The sequence below is a fragment of the Microbacterium sp. WCS2018Hpa-9 genome (genome assembly GCF_031843745.1).
In the GTDB taxonomy this organism is placed as follows: domain Bacteria; phylum Actinomycetota; class Actinomycetes; order Actinomycetales; family Microbacteriaceae; genus Microbacterium.
The window spans coordinates 199,876-215,072 of the sequence record NZ_JAVTIY010000007.1; the positions used below are offsets into that span (position 1 = coordinate 199,876).

The window sequence follows — 15,197 nt, forward strand, 5'->3', positions numbered from 1 at the left end:
CATGACAGTTCTCGCGACCGCCGGCCAGCTCGCCGATGCGCGTGCGTCCCGTGCCGCCATCCGGGCCGGGCTCTCCGAGCCGACCAGCGGGATCGCGGTCGGACTGACACAGGCGAACCTCATCTCCGTACCCGCGGACTGGGCCTTCGAGACCCTGCTCTTCGCACAGCGCAATCCGAAGCCGTGCCCGGTGCTCGAGGTCATGGAGCAGGGCGAGACCGAATCTCGACTGGCGCCGGGCAGCGACATCCGCACCGACATCGGTCGGTACCGCATCTGGCGCGACGGCGAACTGGCCGAAGAGGTCACCGACGCGACGGCAGCCTGGGCGGAGCATCCGGACCTCGTCTCTTTCCTCATCGGATGCAGCTTCACGTTCGAATCCGGACTCGTGCAGGCGGGCATCCCGATCCGTCATCAGGAGCTCGGCCGCAACGTGCCGATGTACCGCACCGCCGTGCCCTGCGCACCGGCGGGTCGCCTGAGCGGTGAGATGGTCGTGTCGATGCGGCCGATCGCGGCGGATCGGGTGGCGGATGCCGTGCAGATCTCCGGCCGAACCCCCGCCGTGCACGGTGCTCCGGTGCACATCGGCGATCCGGCATCCCTCGGAGTCGTCGACCTGGCCCGGCCCGACTTCGGAGACGCCCCCGAGTTGCGAGACGAAGAAGTGCCGGTCTTCTGGGCGTGCGGCGTCACCCCGCAGGCCGCGATCATGGCATCGAAGCCCCCGTTCGCCATCACGCACGCGCCGGGCTACATGTTCATCACCGACGTGCCGGATGCGGAGCACCTCGTCTGATGCGAATCCTCACCGCATCCGATCATGCGCTTCTCGTCGAGGCGGCCGACCTCGACGAGGCGATGCGCCTGAACCTCGCCTGGGACGGAGTGCTCGGCGTCGTCGAGCGCATCCCGGGCGCTCGCACCGTGCTCGTGCGCTTCGATCCGCTCGTCATCTCGGCCGCCGACCTCGCTGACGCGCTCGCGGCGACCGAGATCGACACTGCCCATCTGCCCGCCACCGGAGAGGTCACGGTGCCGGTGCGGTACGACGGCGAAGACCTCGACGAGGCGGCCTCCCTGCTGGGCGTCTCGGCGGCAGAGCTCGTCAACCGTCATCTCGCCGCCGACTGGAAGGTCGCCTTCTCGGGCTTCGCTCCCGGTTTCGGGTATGTGGTGAGCAGCGATCCGCTCTTCGACGTGCCCCGCCGCTCGTCACCTCGCACCCGCGTGCCCGCCGGGTCGGTGGCGCTCGCCGGACAGTTCACCGGCGTCTACCCGCGCGAGAGTCCCGGTGGGTGGCAGCTCATCGGGCGCACGGATGCCCTGATGTGGGACATCGACCGCGACCCGCCTGCGCTGCTGTCGCCGGGCACGACCGTGCGGTTCGAGAGCGTGCGCGAGCAGGTCGTGATGTCGGAGAACGCAGATGAAGCGGCCGACCCCCTGCCTGTCGTCGACCGACACGCCGACGCAGGAGCGCCGGACCCGGGTCTTCCGATTTCCGCAGCGATCGAGGTCGTGCGTCCGTCGCTGCAGCTGCTCGTGCAGGATGCCGGTCGCCCCGGTTTCGCGGCGCTCGGCGTCTCGGCCTCCGGTGCCGCCGATCGTCGCGCGATGCGCGAGGCGAACCGCGCGGTGGGCAATGCGACCGGCGCCGCCGTGCTCGAGAGCGTCGGGGGTGCGGTGCTGCGTTTCCGAGGTGCCGGGGCCGCGGCGGTCACGGGTGCTGTCGGCTCCCTTCAGCTGATCGACGTCGACGGTGCGGCACGTCACATCGCGCACGGGGTGCCCTTCGCCACGGTCGACGGTGACGAGCTCACTCTCGGGCACCCCACCAGCGGGCTGCGCTATGTCATCGCCGTCCGTGGCGGTGTGGCCGCGGAACCGGCGCTGGACAGCCGCGCGAGCGACACCCTCGCCGGGCTCGGACCGGCTGCGCTGGCCGCGGGCGACGTGCTCAGTGTGGGGGATCGAGCCCCGCATCCCGTCGAGCCGGATGCGGTGCCGCGCACGCTCCCGGCACCCGGTGAGCTCGCCGAGCTCGAGATCACTCTCGGTCCGCGCGACGACTGGTTCACGGCGGCGGCGCTCGCCACCCTCGCCGATCAGGAGTGGACAGTGACCCCGCGCTCGGATCGAGTGGGCATCAGACTCGAGGGCACCATGCCCCTGGAGCGGTCGATCGGCGGCGAGCTGCCCAGCGAGGGCGCGGTCACCGGGGCGATCCAGGTTCCCCCGGACGGTCAGCCCGTGCTGTTCCTGCCCGATCACCCGCTCACCGGCGGATATCCGATCATCGCTGCTCTCACCGATCGCAGCCTCGACCTCGCCGGGCAGCTGCCGCCCGGCGCACGCGTCCGTTTCATCGTCAAGGAGACCTCATGACCAAGGTGCTGATCGCGAATCGCGGAGAGATCGCCGTGCGCGTGATCCGCGCCTGCGCCGAAGCCGGGTACACGTCGATCGCGGTCTACGCCGACCAGGACGCCGATGCCCTGCACGTGCGACTCGCCGATGAGGCCCTGGGCCTCGGCGGAGACACCGCCGCCACCACGTACCTCTCCATCGACGCGCTGATCGCGGCGGCGCAGAAGAGCGGTGCCGATGCGGTGCACCCCGGCTACGGCTTCCTCTCGGAGAGCGCGGAGTTCTCCCGAGCCGTCGAAGGCGCCGGCCTCATCTGGATCGGCCCCTCGCCCGACAGCATCGACGCGCTGGGCGACAAGATGACCGCGCGTCGGATCGCGCAGCGCGTCGGAGCGCCGTTGGCGGCCGGCACCGACCAGCCTCTGGCCGGCCCTGAAGAGGCCGTCTCCTTCGCCGAGCAGCACGGGCTTCCGATCGCCATCAAGGCTGCATTCGGCGGCGGCGGGCGAGGGCTGAAGGTGGTGCGAGAGCTGTCGGAGGTGGCGGATGCCTTCGATGCGGCGACCCGCGAGGCCATCGCTGCCTTCGGGCGCGGGGAGTGCTTCGTCGAGCGCTTCCTCGAGAGTCCGCGTCATATCGAGGTGCAGGTGCTCGGTGACGGACACGGCGGCATCGTGGTCGTCGGCGACCGCGACTGCTCGATGCAGCGCCGCAATCAGAAGCTCATCGAGGAAGCTCCGGCGCCGGGCCTGACGGACGACCAGCGCACGCGGTTCCATGATGCTGCCCGCGCGATCTGCGGCGAGGTGCACTACCGGGGTGCGGGAACCGTGGAGTTCCTCCTCGCGGCCGACGGCACGATCTCCTTCCTCGAGGTGAACACCCGACTGCAGGTGGAACATCCGGTCACCGAGGAGGTCACCGGCACGGATCTCGTGCGCGAGCAGTTCCGCATCGCCTTCGGTGAGGGCATCTCGTTCACCGAGACCCCGACACCGACAGGGCACGCCTTCGAGTTCCGCATCAATGCGGAAGACCCCGGTCGCGGCTTCCTGCCGAGCCCCGGCCGCGTCGCGTCGCTGCGGATACCCGGCGGCCCCGGCGTGCGCTGGGACAGCGGCATCGACGCGGGCGACGTCGTTCAGCCGGCCTTCGACTCGATGATCGCGAAGCTCATCGTGCACGCAGACAATCGTGACGCGGCACTCGTGCGGGCGCGACGGGCGCTGCGCGAACTCGTGGTCGAGGGCCCGGCGACGGTCATCCCGTTCGACCTGCTCGCGCTCGACGACGACGCCTTCGCCACCGAGACCTTCGCGGTGCACACCCAGTGGATCGAGAGCACGTTGCTGCCGAGGCTCGAGCCGCAGCTGCGGCCCGCCCCCGCCCCGGATGCCGCACTCCAGCGCTTCCCCGTCGAGATCGACGGACGCCGTGTCGTGCTCGGACTGCCGCTCGCCCTGCTCGCCGGGCTCGGCGGGATGGCGGATGCCGGGACCGCGCTCTCCGCATCCGATCCGACCGAACTGCGCTCGCCGGCGCCCGGCACGCTCGTGCGCTGGCTCGCCGATGACGGTGCGCACGTTGCGGAGGGCGATCCGGTCGCCGTGCTCGACGCGATGAAGATGGAGACCACGGTCGCCGCCCATCGCGCCGGCGTCCTGTCGCACCGGGCCGAGCTCTCAGCGGCGATCGCGCCGGATGGAGTCCTCGCCGTCATCGCCTGAGCGCGACCGCGCCCTGACGCGACGATCCCGGACGCCGCAGCTGCAGCATCCGGGATCTTCGTGGTCGTGCGTGGTGTGTGGTTACGCGGGGTCTCCGCCCAGCGGCCCCACGGCCTCGAGGGGGCGCGGGTCGTCGGCGCCGGTCTTGCGAGCGCGGGCGATCGCGTTGCCCACGTGATAGATCAGCAGTGCGGCGACCGTGCCGAGCACGATGCCGCCGAACGCGAAGTCGCCGAGCTGCATCGAGAATCCGGCGATGCCGATCACGAGCGAGACGGCGGCGGTGTACTGGTTCACCGGGCGCGAGAAGTCGACCCTGCTGTCGACCCAGATCTTGATGCCGATGATGCCGATGAGGCCGTAGAGCGCGGTGGTCGCACCGCCGAGCACGCCGGCCGGGATCGAGTTGAAGACCTCGCCGACCTTGGGCGAGAACGCCAGCAGGATCGCGAAGAGACCCGCGACCCAGTAGACGGCGGTCGAGTAGACGCGGGTCGCGGCCATGACGCCGATGTTCTCGCCGTACGTCGTGGTGCCCGACCCGCCGAAACCACCGGCGATCGTCGTGGCGACACCGTCGGCGATGAGCGCTCGACCGGTGTGCTTGTTGATCGCCGGGTCTTCGGTCATGCTCGCGACGCCGCGCACGTGCCCGACGTTCTCGGCGACCAGCACCAGCACGACCGGAAGGAACATCGCGATGGTCGACCAGGTGCCTGGTGCGACGAAGTCGGGGAGCTGGAACTCGGGCAGACCCACCCACGGTGCGTCGGCGATGAGCTCTGCGGACGTCTTGCCTCCGCGCAGCGCGTTCGGCACCTCGAACGACCCGGTGAAGGCGGCGTAGATGAAGCCGACCGCGACGCCGAGGAAGATCGAGATGCGTCCGAGGAAGCCGCGGAACAGCACCGCGAACAGGATGATCGCGACGAGCGTGATGGTCGCGGTCACGGGGTCGAGCTGGAAGTTGTTCCACGCGGTGGGGGCGAGGTTGAAGCCGATGAGTGCGACGATGGCGCCGGCGACCACCGGAGGCATCAGCGCGTCGACCCAGCGCAGGCCGGCGAACTGCACGACCAGGCCCACGACGGTGAGCAGGATGCCGACCGCGACGACGCCCGCCAGGGCGGATCCGGTGCCCCCGGCGGCGACCGCTGCGGTGATCGGCGCGATGAACGCGAACGACGAACCGAGGTAGCTGGGCAGCTGGTTCTTGGTGATCAGCAGGAAGATCAGGGTGCCGAGGCCGCTGAACAGCAGAGTCGTCGACACGGGGAAGCCGGTCAACGTCGGCACGAGGAACGTGGCGCCGAACATCGCGACGACGTGCTGGGCGCCGATCGCGATCGTGGCCGGCCAGTTCAGACGCTCTTCGGGCTTGACGACGGCGCCGGGTTCGACCGTGCGGCCGTTTCCGTGGGTCTTCCACAGGGGCATTCGGGCTCCTCAGGATCGGGGGGAGTGGGAGTGCTGGAGCAACACTACCGATTCCTGAGTGTTCCCTGGATGCAGGGGTCAGGCCCCGAGGCGCTCGATCAGCTCGCGATAGCGCGCGGCGGTGCGCTCGACGATGTCCGCTGGCAGCACGGGCGGCTCGCCCTGCTTGTCCCAGTTCGAGGCCAGCCAGTCGCGCACGATCTGCTTGTCGAAGCTCGCCATGCGCTCGCTCGGGGTCGAACCGGTGCGCCAGGCCTCGGCATCCCAGTACCGCGACGAGTCGCTCGTGAGCACCTCGTCGGCCAGGTGCAGCACGCCGTCGGCATCGGTCCCGAACTCGAACTTGGTGTCGGCGAGGATCAGCCCCTTCTCCTCGGCGATCGCAGCGGCCCGCGTGTAGAGCGAGAGCGAGACGTCGCGCAGCTCGGTCGCTCGCTCGGCGCCCACGAGCTCGACGGTCTGCTCGAAGGTGATGTTCTCGTCGTGCTCGCCCATCGGCGCCTTGTACGCAGGGGTGAACAGGGGCTCGGGAAGCCGGTCGCCGTTCTCCAGGCCCGCGGGCAGCGGGATGCCGCACACGGTGCCGCTCTCGGTGTACTCGGCCCAGCCGGAGCCCGTGATGTAACCGCGCACGACGCACTCGACCGGCAGCATCTCGAGAGACTGCGCGAGCATGGCGCGGTCTGCGACGCTCGCGGGGATCTCGCCCTCGGCGAGGTGGTTCGGAACATCGCTGAGCTCGCTGAACCACCAGCGGCTGAGACGCGTGAGCAGCGCACCCTTCTGCGGGATGCCCGGTGACAGCACGAAGTCGAAGGCGCTCACCCGGTCGGAGGCGACCACGAGGATGCGGGTGTCGGCGGCGTCATCCGAGGCATACAGGTCGCGGACCTTGCCCGAATAGATGTGGCGCCAGCCGGGGATGGTCTGCGCGTTGCTGTCCGAAGGTGTGCTCACCCGCCCATTATCCCGGTTCCCCGCCTCGAGTGTCGGCGGGGATGCCTAGCCTGGATCCGTGACCGACGACACCTTCACCGACCGACTGCGGCTCTCGCGGGCCGTTCCCTCTGATCTCGACGCGGTGTTCGCGATCCAGAGCGATCCGCGGGTGTGGACGCACTATCCGAGCCTCCGGCACACCGATCCGGCGCAGAGCGTCGAGATGATGCAGCGGTGGGAGCGCAGCTGGGCGCAGGCCGGTCTCGGATCGTGGGTCGCCCGTCTGCGAGACACCGACGAGGTCGTCGGCAACGGCGGGTGCACGCTGCTCGGCGGAGAGGTGTGGAACATCGGCTACCGCATCGCGGGGGATCATCACGGTCGAGGTCTGGCGACCGAGCTGGCGCGGGCGGGAGTCGAGGCGGCGAGGATGATCGCGCCCGACCGCCCGGTGATCGCCTACCTCGTCGAGCACAACCGCGCCTCCGCTCGCGTCGCCGAGAAGCTGGGCCTCGATCTCGTGCATCGGGCGCCAGACGCGGGCAATCCCGACCCCTCGGTCATCAGGCTCGTGTACGCCGATCGAGCGCTCGCTCCTGCTCAGCTCGAGGCCGCCCTGCAGTAGGCGTGATCCCGGCGGTGGCCGTCTTGCCGATGTCGGACAGCAAGCGTATAGTCCACATGGACTATTTGAGCTGAACCATCCGTGAAGGGGGACCATGCAACGGCTGACCCCGATGGGCGTGATGATCCTGGCGCTCCTGCGCGAGGGCGATATGCACCCCTATGAGATGGTGCGCCTCATGCGGGTGCGCCGTGATGAGCGCCTGCTGACGATCACGAACGGCACGCTCTATCACACGGTCGGCCGACTGCAGCGGGCAGGACTCATCGACGAGGTCGGCAGCGATCGCGAGGGCAACCGACCCGAACGCACCACCTACACGCTCACGGATGCCGGAGCAGACGCCCTTCTCACCTGGCTGCGCCACGAGCTGTCGACCATCGAGCACCCGGCAGAGTTCCGCATCGCGCTCGCCGAAGCGCACAACCTCGAACGCGCGGACGCGATCGACTGTCTGCGCACCAGGCGCGCAGCCCTCGACGACGCGCACGGGACGCACCGTGACGGACTGATCGGCGCTCGGCTCACGGGCGTGCCCGAGCAGGTGCTCGTCGAGTTCGAGCGCCAGGAGGTGCTGCTCGACGCCGAGCTGCGCTGGATCGACTCTCTGCTCGACCGACTCGACGCGGAGTCGTTCCCCTGGGGCCCCACCGCTTTCGAACATTCAGACCGCTATCTCGCACAGCGAAAGGCTGCACAGCAATGACCGATTCCCCCTCGACGGGGCGCCCACCCGCGGCATCCTCGTCCTCCGGTCCGTCGACCGGCACGTTCGCCGCCGGGCACCGCCCGGCCAGCCCGTGGCCCGCGCTCTGGGCGCTCGTCATCGGCTTCTTCATGATCCTCGTCGACACCACGATCGTCTCGGTGGCCAACCCGGCGATCAAGGCGGCGCTCGATCCGACCACCAACAACCTCGACAACGTCGTGTGGGTGACCAGCGCCTATCTGCTCGCCTACGCGGTGCCGCTGCTGATCACCGGACGCCTCGGCGACCGCTTCGGACCCAAGAACATCTACCTCATCGGCCTCGCGATCTTCACGCTCGCGTCGCTCTGGTGCGGGCTCTCGGGCTCGCTCGAGATGCTCATCGCGGCGCGCGCCGTGCAGGGTCTGGGCGCAGCCTTCATGACGCCGCAGACGATGGCCGTGATCACCCGCACGTTCCCGCCCGAGCGCCGCGGCGCGGCTATGGGGCTGTGGGGCGCGACCGCCGGTGTCGCCACTCTCGTCGGCGGCCTGCTCGTCGACGGCTTCGGCTGGGAGTGGATCTTCTTCGTGAACATCCCCGTCGGCATCGTCGCGTTCGTGCTCGCCTGGCGTCTCGTGCCCAAGCTGCAGACCAGTCCTCATCGCTTCGACATCCTCGGTGTGATCCTGAGCGCCGTGGCGCTGTTCCTCATCGTCTTCGGCCTGCAGGAGGGCGAGAAGTTCGACTGGGGCGTCATCTGGGGGCCGATCTCAGTGTGGAGCCTGATCATCACCGGCCTCGTGATCCTCGCGCTGTTCATCGTGCAGCAGGCGCGCACGCGCAGTGAGGCTCTGGTGCCGCTCGCCCTCTTCCGCGACCGCAACTTCTCAGGAGCGAACGTCGCCATCGCCGCGGTCGGATTCACGGTGACGAGCATGTCGCTGCCGATGATGTTCTTCCTGCAGACCGCACGAGGGCTCGCGCCGACCCAGGCCGCGCTGCTGCTGATCCCGATGGCGGTGCTGTCGGGGGTGCTCGCGCCGTTCGCGGGCAAGCTGCTCGACCGCGTCGACCCGCGCATCATCCTGATCCCCGGTCTGCTCTGCGTCGTCGTCGCCCTCGTCTGGTACTCAGCGCTGATCAACATGGGCACCGAGATCTGGATGTTCCTGCTGCCGTCGGCGCTCATGGGCATCGGCAACGCCGGCATGTGGGGTCCGCTCGCGACCACCGCGACCCGCAAGCTGCCGCCGCGCCAGGCGGGCGCCGGTGCGGGCATCTACAACACGACCCGGACCATCGGATCGGTCATCGGCTCGGCATCCATCGCCGCATTCATGCAGTCGCGCCTGGAGGCGAACCTGCCCGGCCTCGCCGACGCTCCCTCCGGTATCAGCGGCGGTTCGCTGCCGCCCGAGGTGGCCGAGGGGTTCGCCGCGGGCATGTCGCAGGCGATCCTGTTGCCAGCGTGCGTGATGGTCGTCGCCCTCGTCGCCTCGCTGTTCCTCGGACGCTACGACAAGACGGATGCCGCGGCGTCCGCACCGGCGGAGGCACCCGCTCCCGCGGCGTGACCCGCCCCTGACTGCGAGCCGGGTCTTCTGCGCAATGCGTGCGGAATGCCCGGCTCTCCACATCGGCCAGGGAACCGCGGTGACCAGGATTCGCTGAGGTGCCGTGGCTGGATAGCGTCGCCCGGTGCCGACGGTCATGCGGGTTCACGGGTACCGCTTCTTCTTCTACAGCAACGAGGGATCGGAGCCGCCGCACGTGCACGTGGAGCATTCCGGAATGACTGCCAAGTTCTGGCTTTCGCCCGTAAAGTTGGCGACGAGATCAGCGTTCGGTGAACGGGAGTCCCGGCGTCTCGAGCGTGTGATCGAAAGGGACGAGGTCCGGATCCTGGAGGCGTGGCATGAGTACTTCGATCGATGACGCTGTGGCGGTCGATGTCACGATCGCCGCGGGCGAGCTCCATGTGCGTATCGACGACGGCCGCACGATCAGTGTGCCGCTGACGTCGTTCCCCAAGCTCGCAGGCGCCACCGAAGAAGAGCGCCGCGAGTGGCGACTCATCGGTGCAGGTGAAGGCATTCACTGGCCGGCGCTCGACGAGGACGTCTCGATCGCAGCGCTGCTGCGTGGCAGCTGACCGGTTTGCGGCCGGGAACGCCGATGTGATGTCATCGGGCATGACGATCGAGCTGACGAGGCCCACCACCGACCTTTTCGACTCCTGGGCGGCCGCCGTCGCCGAGTTCGGTGATGGACACGTCGACGGGTCGGGTCTGCAGGCGCCGGTCACCCCGGACCACGCGACGCTCGATGCTCTGATCGAGAAGTCGACGCTGCTCGCCGACACCACGGCCGCACTGCCCGAAGACGCCGTGCACAACGACCTGTACTGGATCGTCGACGATGGCGAGGTCGTCGGGTTCCTGTCCTTCCGGCACGAGCTCAACGAATGGCTCCGCGAGGCGGGCGGCCACATCGGCTACGCGGTGCGTGAGTCGCGGCGACGCCAGGGCTATGCCTCTGCGGCGCTGCGTCTCGGACTCGAGCGGGCCCGCGAGATCGGACTCGACCGGGTGCTGGTCACGTGCGACGACGACAACGTCGGATCGTTCCGCACGATCGAGGGTGCCGGGGGCGTCCTGCAGGACGTGAGCGACCAGTCCGCGCGGGGGCACGCGATGCTCCGCCGATACTGGATCACGCTCTGACAGCGAGCGTGCGGGACGCCCTCGGGACACGGCGACACGCCGACGCCGGTTAGGGTTGATGGTCGACGACCATCACGGTGACAGCATCCTGTCGCCCATCCGATCCGAGGAGCACCCGTCGTGATCCGAAATCCCTCTCCTGCTTCCGCGCGCCTGCGCGCGTTCGGACGCACCGTCGGGGCGATGGCGCTGACGGCGTTCATCGCGGCCGGTGCGCTGCTCGGCGGAGCATCCGCGGCCTCTGCGGCCGACGATTCCGAGACCTACGTCATCGGCACCGACACGACGTTCGCGCCGTTCGAGTTCACCTCTCCCGAGGGTGACCTCGTCGGCATCGACATGGACCTGCTGCGCGCCATCGCCGAAGACCAGGGTTTCAAGGTCGAGATCCGTCAGCTCGGGTTCGACGCCGCTGTTCAGGCGCTGCAGGCGAACCAGGTCGACGCCGTCATGGCCGGCATGTCGATCACGGAAGAGCGCGAGAAGACGTTCGACTTCAGCGAGCCGTACTTCACCAGCGGCATCCAGCTCGGCGTGCGCGAAGAGAGCGACATCCAGTCGCTCGACGACCTCGACGGCGAGGCGGTGGCGGTCAAGACCGGCACCCAGGGGCAGACGTTCGCCGAGGAGAACCAGGACGAGTACGGCTTCCGCATCACGCCGTACCAGGACACGACCGACATGGTCGATGCCGTCAAGGCCGGCCAGGCCGTCGGTTACTTCGAGGACTTCCCGGTTCTCGCCTACGGGATCCAGCAAGGATCGGGCTTCCGCCTGATCGGCGAGCCGGAGCTGGGCGGCGAGTATGGCTTCGCGGTCAACAAGGGCCAGAACCCCGAACTCGTCGAGATGTTCAACGCGGGTCTCGAGAACCTCAAGGCTTCGGGCGAGTACGACGAGATCGTCGACAGCTACCTCGCCGGGGGCGAGGAGACCACACAGGCTACCGACATCTTCTCGGTGGCCGTGAAGTACTGGCCCGCGCTGATGGAGGGCCTCTGGCTGACGATCCTCGCGACGCTGGTCGCGATCGTGGCGGCGTTCATCCTCGGGCTCATCTTCGGCTTCGGCCGGGTCTCGGCCTTCGCGCCGTTCCGCTGGGTGGCCACCGCCTACGTCTACGTCTTCCGCGGCACGCCGATCCTCGTGCAGGCGTTCTTCGTGTTCTTCGCCATCCCGCAGCTGTTCCCCGGACTCACGTTCAACCCGTTCGTCGCCGGAGCGATCACGCTCTCGCTGAACACGGGTGCGTACATGACCGAGATCATCCGCGGTGGCATCCAGGCGGTCGACCCCGGTCAGGCGGAGGCGTCGCGCTCGCTCGGACTCGGGCACTGGAAGACCATGCAGAAGGTCGTGCTGCCGCAGGCCTTCCGCATCATGATCCCGTCGTTCGTGAACCAGGGCATCATCACGCTCAAGGACACGTCGCTGATCAGCGTCATCGGGCTCGCCGAGCTCACGTTCGTATCGCGCCAGATCATCGCCTCGACGTACCTGTCGGCGCAGGTGCTGACCATCGTCGCCATCATCTACTTCGTCGTGATCACGCTTCTGACGCTGCTCGCGAACCGCCTGGAGAGGAAGTTCAACGCATGAGCAAGATCGAGGTCAGAGACCTGCACAAGTCGTTCGGCGACAACCACGTGCTCAAGGGCATCGACCTGACCGTCGAGGACGGCGAGGTCGTGGCGGTCATCGGTCCCTCGGGATCGGGAAAGTCCACCCTGCTGCGCTGCCTCAACAAGCTCGAGGAGCCGACCTCAGGTCACGTCATCGTCGACGGCGTCGACCTCACCGACAAGAGCGTCAAGCTCGACGAGGTGCGCCAGCGCATCGGCATGGTGTTCCAGCACTTCAACCTGTTCCCGCACATGACCGTGCTCGAGAACATCACGCTGGCGCCGATCGAGCTCGGCAAGATGACGAAGGCCGAGGCGAAGGAGCGCGCACTGGCGCTGCTCGATCGCGTGGGCCTGGCCGAGAAGGCCGACGCCAAGCCGGCATCCCTCTCGGGAGGTCAGAAGCAGCGCGTGGCGATCGCCCGCGCGCTCGCGATGGACCCCGAGATCATGCTGTTCGATGAGGCGACCAGTGCCCTCGATCCCGAGATGGTCGGCGAGGTGCTGCAGGTGATCCGTGACCTCGCTTCCGGCGGCATGACCATGGTGCTCGTGACGCACGAGATGGGCTTCGCCCGCGAGGTCTCCGGACGCACGGTCTTCATGGACGCCGGCGTCGTCGTCGAAGAGGCGCCGCCCGCAGAGCTGTTCGGCGCCCCGAAGAACGAGCGCCTGAAGGACTTCCTCTCGAAGGTGCTCTGAACTCGCCGCGAGTCTCGAAGGCCCTCTCCCGTTCTCAGGGTGGGGGCCTTCGTCGTGCACCGGGCTCGCCGCCGGTTCCCCGCGGCCCGCCGGGCACAACTTCGGAGATCGGGCGGCCCCGCCGGGCACAACTTCGGAGATCGGATCGGGCTCGCCGGGTGAGAGGCGGATGCAGCGGCGTGCCGCGCGCGGCGTCCGAAGCTGTGCCCACGGCCGAAGCTGTGCCCACGGCCGAAGTGGTGCTCCCGGGCGAAGGGCGGTGTGCGAGCGCTCGGCAGCAGGAGGGGGGACTACTCCGCGACGCGGGCGGCGATGTCGGTGCGGAACTGCGAGCCCTCGAGAGTGATGCGGCCGATGGCCTCGTACGCCCGGTCGCGGGCGGTGCGGAAGTCGGATGCCACGGCGACGACGTTCAGCACACGACCGCCGGTCGCGATCAGCGAGCCTCCGGGCGCATCGGGGCTGGCGGTCGCTGCGTGCACGAGGCGCACACCCTCGACGGCTGCTGCATCGGCGAGGCCCTCGATCGGACGACCGGTCTGCGGGGCCTCGGGGTAGCCCTCGCTCGCGAGGACGACCGTGATGGCGACGTCGTCGCTGAACACCGGCTCGGGCTGGTCTTCGAGGGTGCCGGATGCCGCGGCGAACAGCAGCTCAGAGAGCGGCGTCACGAGGCGAGGCAGCACGATCTGGGTCTCGGGGTCGCCGAAGCGGGCGTTGAACTCGATCACGCGCACACCGGCGGGAGTCAGGATGAGGCCGGCGTAGAGCAGGCCGATGAACGGGGTGCCCTCCTCGTCGAGCTGACGGATCACGGGCAGTGCGACATCTCGCGTGACCTCTTCGACGAAGGCCTGCTCGCTGCCGAACTGATCGGCGAGCCACGGCAGCGGCGAGTACGCACCCATGCCACCGGTGTTGGGGCCTTCATCTCCGTCGAGCGCACGCTTGAAGTCCTGCGCCGGGCTGAGCGCGCGCACGGTGTCGCCGTCGCTCAGGAAGAACAGCGAGACCTCAGGGCCCGAGAGGAACTCCTCGATGAGCACGGGGCCGGAGGGAAGATAGTGCTCGGCGTGCGCGAGAGCCTCGGCGCGTTCGGACGTCACGATGACGCCCTTGCCTGCCGCGAGTCCGTCTGCCTTCACCACATGGGGGGCTCCGAGGTCATCGAACGCGGCTTCGACCTCGGCAGTCGTGGTGGCGCGCACGGCGCGACCGGTGGGCACGCCTGCGGCATCCATGATCCGCTTCGCGAACGACTTCGATCCCTCGAGCTGCGCCGCGGCCTTGCCAGGTCCGAACACGGGGATGCCGTGCGCGCGCAGCACATCGGCGACACCGGCGACCAGCGGTGCCTCGGGGCCGACGACCACGAGGTCGACGGCGTGCTCGTTGGCGAACGTGGTCACCGCGGCGCCGTCGAGCATGTCGAGGATGACCGGCGTCGCATCCTGCGCGATTCCGGCGTTGCCGGGGGCGACGAAGATCTCGTGCTCCGCGGTCTCTGCTCGCAGAGCGAGGATGATCGCGTGCTCACGGGCACCGGAACCGAGGACGAGAATCTTCACCTGTCCAGACTACCGAGGCGGGCGTTCGGGTTTCGGCCGGGTTGCGGGTCAGAGTTCGACCGGGCGCTCCTCCGACGGGTCCCAGGGCACGGTCCAGCCGGCGGCGTCGAACAGCGCATCGAGCACCATCGCCGTGAAGCCCCACACGATCGTGCCGTCGACATCGAACGCAGGCCCTTTCCACGTGCGACTCATGCGGTGGATCGTTGACGTGAACCGGGTGGTCGGGTCGAGCAGCTGCGCCACGGGCACCCGGAACACATCGACCGTCTCGGCGTGATCCACGGCCGCCACACGCGACGGCGAACGCCACCAGCCGAGCACGGGGGTGACCATGTGGTTGCTCGCGGCGAGCGGGATCTCGGCAAGAGTGGCGAGGATCTCGACGCCCGCGGGGTCGAGACCGGTCTCCTCCTCGGCCTCGCGCAGGGCGGTGGCGACCGCATCCGCATCGGCATCCTCGGCCCGGCCGCCGGGGAACGACACCTGCCCGGGGTGCGACGACAGCGTGGCCGCTCGTCGCTGCAGCAGCACGTCGAGGTCGGCGGCCATGGTCGCGGCGTCGGTCTGAGCCGGGATGCTGTCGAGCTTGCCGAACAGCACGAGCACGGATGCCGGATGCGCGTTGCCGTCGACCGGAGGCAGGGGCCTCGTCCAGCCCTCACTGCGCTGCGCCGCGGCGAGCAGCTCGGCTCTCGCGCCGTGCAGGGTATCGGGATTCTGGCTCATCGCCTCGAGCCTATGCCTGCGCGGGGCACCGAGGGCAGATGCCTTCGTGCGCCAGCCAAGG

At 69.0% G+C, this 15,197-nt stretch carries 15 protein-coding genes; 11 read left to right on the top strand and 4 right to left on the bottom strand.

The window, feature by feature from the left end; all coding sequences use genetic code 11:
- The first annotated feature begins 1 nt into the window (after position 1).
- The 3 genes from RQG82_RS15705 to RQG82_RS15715 are packed head-to-tail and all read left to right on the top strand — an operon-like array spanning position 2 to position 4,100.
- Complete coding sequence (locus RQG82_RS15705; RefSeq protein WP_311259926.1) at positions 2-802, top strand: putative hydro-lyase; 801 nt, start codon at positions 2-4, stop codon at positions 800-802.
- Positions 802-2,391, top strand: a complete 1,590-nt coding sequence (locus RQG82_RS15710) for an urea amidolyase family protein (protein WP_311259927.1) — start codon at positions 802-804, stop codon at positions 2,389-2,391. The genes RQG82_RS15705 and RQG82_RS15710 overlap by 1 nt, the downstream gene beginning before the upstream one ends.
- Positions 2,388-4,100 (top strand): biotin carboxylase N-terminal domain-containing protein, encoded by a 1,713-nt coding sequence (locus tag RQG82_RS15715; protein ID WP_311259928.1) that lies wholly within the window; start codon positions 2,388-2,390, stop codon positions 4,098-4,100. Before RQG82_RS15710 ends, RQG82_RS15715 begins: the two co-directional genes overlap by 4 nt.
- A gap of 81 nt (positions 4,101-4,181) precedes the next feature.
- Here the strand turns inward: RQG82_RS15715 and RQG82_RS15720 are convergent, their stop codons facing one another.
- On the bottom strand, positions 4,182-5,537 hold the full coding sequence (locus RQG82_RS15720) for a solute carrier family 23 protein (RefSeq protein WP_311259929.1): 1,356 nt from the start codon (positions 5,535-5,537) through the stop codon (positions 4,182-4,184).
- 78 nt (positions 5,538-5,615) lie between these two features.
- Positions 5,616-6,494: a phosphoribosylaminoimidazolesuccinocarboxamide synthase gene (locus RQG82_RS15725; protein ID WP_311259930.1), complete on the bottom strand. Its 879-nt coding sequence runs from the start codon at positions 6,492-6,494 to the stop codon at positions 5,616-5,618.
- 58 nt (positions 6,495-6,552) lie between these two features.
- Here RQG82_RS15725 and RQG82_RS15730 point away from each other — a divergent pair, with 58 nt between their 5' ends.
- From RQG82_RS15730 to RQG82_RS15765, 8 genes are all read left to right on the top strand, one after another.
- Positions 6,553-7,101, top strand: coding sequence for a GNAT family N-acetyltransferase (locus RQG82_RS15730; RefSeq protein WP_311259931.1), 549 nt, complete (start codon positions 6,553-6,555; stop codon positions 7,099-7,101).
- A 94-nt stretch (positions 7,102-7,195) separates the two neighbouring features.
- Positions 7,196-7,807 carry a PadR family transcriptional regulator gene (locus RQG82_RS15735; protein ID WP_311259932.1) on the top strand — a complete coding sequence of 204 codons (612 nt, stop codon included), beginning with the start codon at positions 7,196-7,198 and terminating at the stop codon, positions 7,805-7,807.
- Positions 7,804-9,366: a DHA2 family efflux MFS transporter permease subunit gene (locus RQG82_RS15740; RefSeq protein WP_311259933.1), complete on the top strand. Its 1,563-nt coding sequence runs from the start codon at positions 7,804-7,806 to the stop codon at positions 9,364-9,366. Before RQG82_RS15735 ends, RQG82_RS15740 begins: the two co-directional genes overlap by 4 nt.
- A 136-nt stretch (positions 9,367-9,502) precedes the next feature.
- Positions 9,503-9,727, top strand: a complete 225-nt coding sequence (locus RQG82_RS15745; protein ID WP_311259978.1) for a DUF4160 domain-containing protein — start codon at positions 9,503-9,505, stop codon at positions 9,725-9,727.
- Positions 9,708-9,944 carry a DUF2442 domain-containing protein gene (locus RQG82_RS15750; protein ID WP_311259934.1) on the top strand — a complete coding sequence of 79 codons (237 nt, stop codon included), beginning with the start codon at positions 9,708-9,710 and terminating at the stop codon, positions 9,942-9,944. The genes RQG82_RS15745 and RQG82_RS15750 overlap by 20 nt, the downstream gene beginning before the upstream one ends.
- Before the next feature lie 40 nt (positions 9,945-9,984).
- The gene (locus RQG82_RS15755; RefSeq protein ID WP_311259935.1) at positions 9,985-10,515 is read left to right on the top strand and encodes a GNAT family N-acetyltransferase; all 531 of its coding nucleotides are present in this window, start codon (positions 9,985-9,987) and stop codon (positions 10,513-10,515) included.
- A gap of 120 nt (positions 10,516-10,635) precedes the next feature.
- Positions 10,636-12,114 (top strand): amino acid ABC transporter substrate-binding protein/permease, encoded by a 1,479-nt coding sequence (locus RQG82_RS15760; protein WP_311259936.1) that lies wholly within the window; start codon positions 10,636-10,638, stop codon positions 12,112-12,114.
- Positions 12,111-12,839, top strand: a complete 729-nt coding sequence (locus RQG82_RS15765) for an amino acid ABC transporter ATP-binding protein (protein WP_311259937.1) — start codon at positions 12,111-12,113, stop codon at positions 12,837-12,839. The genes RQG82_RS15760 and RQG82_RS15765 overlap by 4 nt, the downstream gene beginning before the upstream one ends.
- Positions 12,840-13,129: 290 nt before the next feature.
- On the opposite strand, the gene purD is transcribed toward RQG82_RS15765, so the two are convergent.
- A complete protein-coding gene (gene purD / locus RQG82_RS15770) occupies positions 13,130-14,407 on the bottom strand; it encodes a phosphoribosylamine--glycine ligase (RefSeq protein WP_311259938.1) in 1,278 nt (425 codons plus the stop codon).
- 48 nt (positions 14,408-14,455) lie between these two features.
- A complete protein-coding gene (locus tag RQG82_RS15775; RefSeq protein ID WP_311259939.1) occupies positions 14,456-15,136 on the bottom strand; it encodes a CoA pyrophosphatase in 681 nt (226 codons plus the stop codon).
- Positions 15,137-15,197: the final 61 nt, after the last annotated feature.

Coding starts and splice junctions, on each gene's coding strand:
- RQG82_RS15705 (WP_311259926.1), top strand. CDS start 2: ATGACAGTTCTCGCGACCGCCGGCCAGCTCGCCGATGCGCGTGCGTCC.
- RQG82_RS15710 (WP_311259927.1), top strand. CDS start 802: ATGCGAATCCTCACCGCATCCGATCATGCGCTTCTCGTCGAGGCGGCC.
- RQG82_RS15715 (WP_311259928.1), top strand. CDS start 2,388: ATGACCAAGGTGCTGATCGCGAATCGCGGAGAGATCGCCGTGCGCGTG.
- RQG82_RS15720 (WP_311259929.1), bottom strand. CDS start 5,537: ATGCCCCTGTGGAAGACCCACGGAAACGGCCGCACGGTCGAACCCGGC.
- RQG82_RS15735 (WP_311259932.1), top strand. CDS start 7,196: ATGCAACGGCTGACCCCGATGGGCGTGATGATCCTGGCGCTCCTGCGC.
- RQG82_RS15740 (WP_311259933.1), top strand. CDS start 7,804: ATGACCGATTCCCCCTCGACGGGGCGCCCACCCGCGGCATCCTCGTCC.
- RQG82_RS15745 (WP_311259978.1), top strand. CDS start 9,503: ATGCGGGTTCACGGGTACCGCTTCTTCTTCTACAGCAACGAGGGATCG.
- RQG82_RS15750 (WP_311259934.1), top strand. CDS start 9,708: ATGAGTACTTCGATCGATGACGCTGTGGCGGTCGATGTCACGATCGCC.
- RQG82_RS15755 (WP_311259935.1), top strand. CDS start 9,985: ATGACGATCGAGCTGACGAGGCCCACCACCGACCTTTTCGACTCCTGG.
- RQG82_RS15765 (WP_311259937.1), top strand. CDS start 12,111: ATGAGCAAGATCGAGGTCAGAGACCTGCACAAGTCGTTCGGCGACAAC.
- RQG82_RS15775 (WP_311259939.1), bottom strand. CDS start 15,136: ATGAGCCAGAATCCCGATACCCTGCACGGCGCGAGAGCCGAGCTGCTC.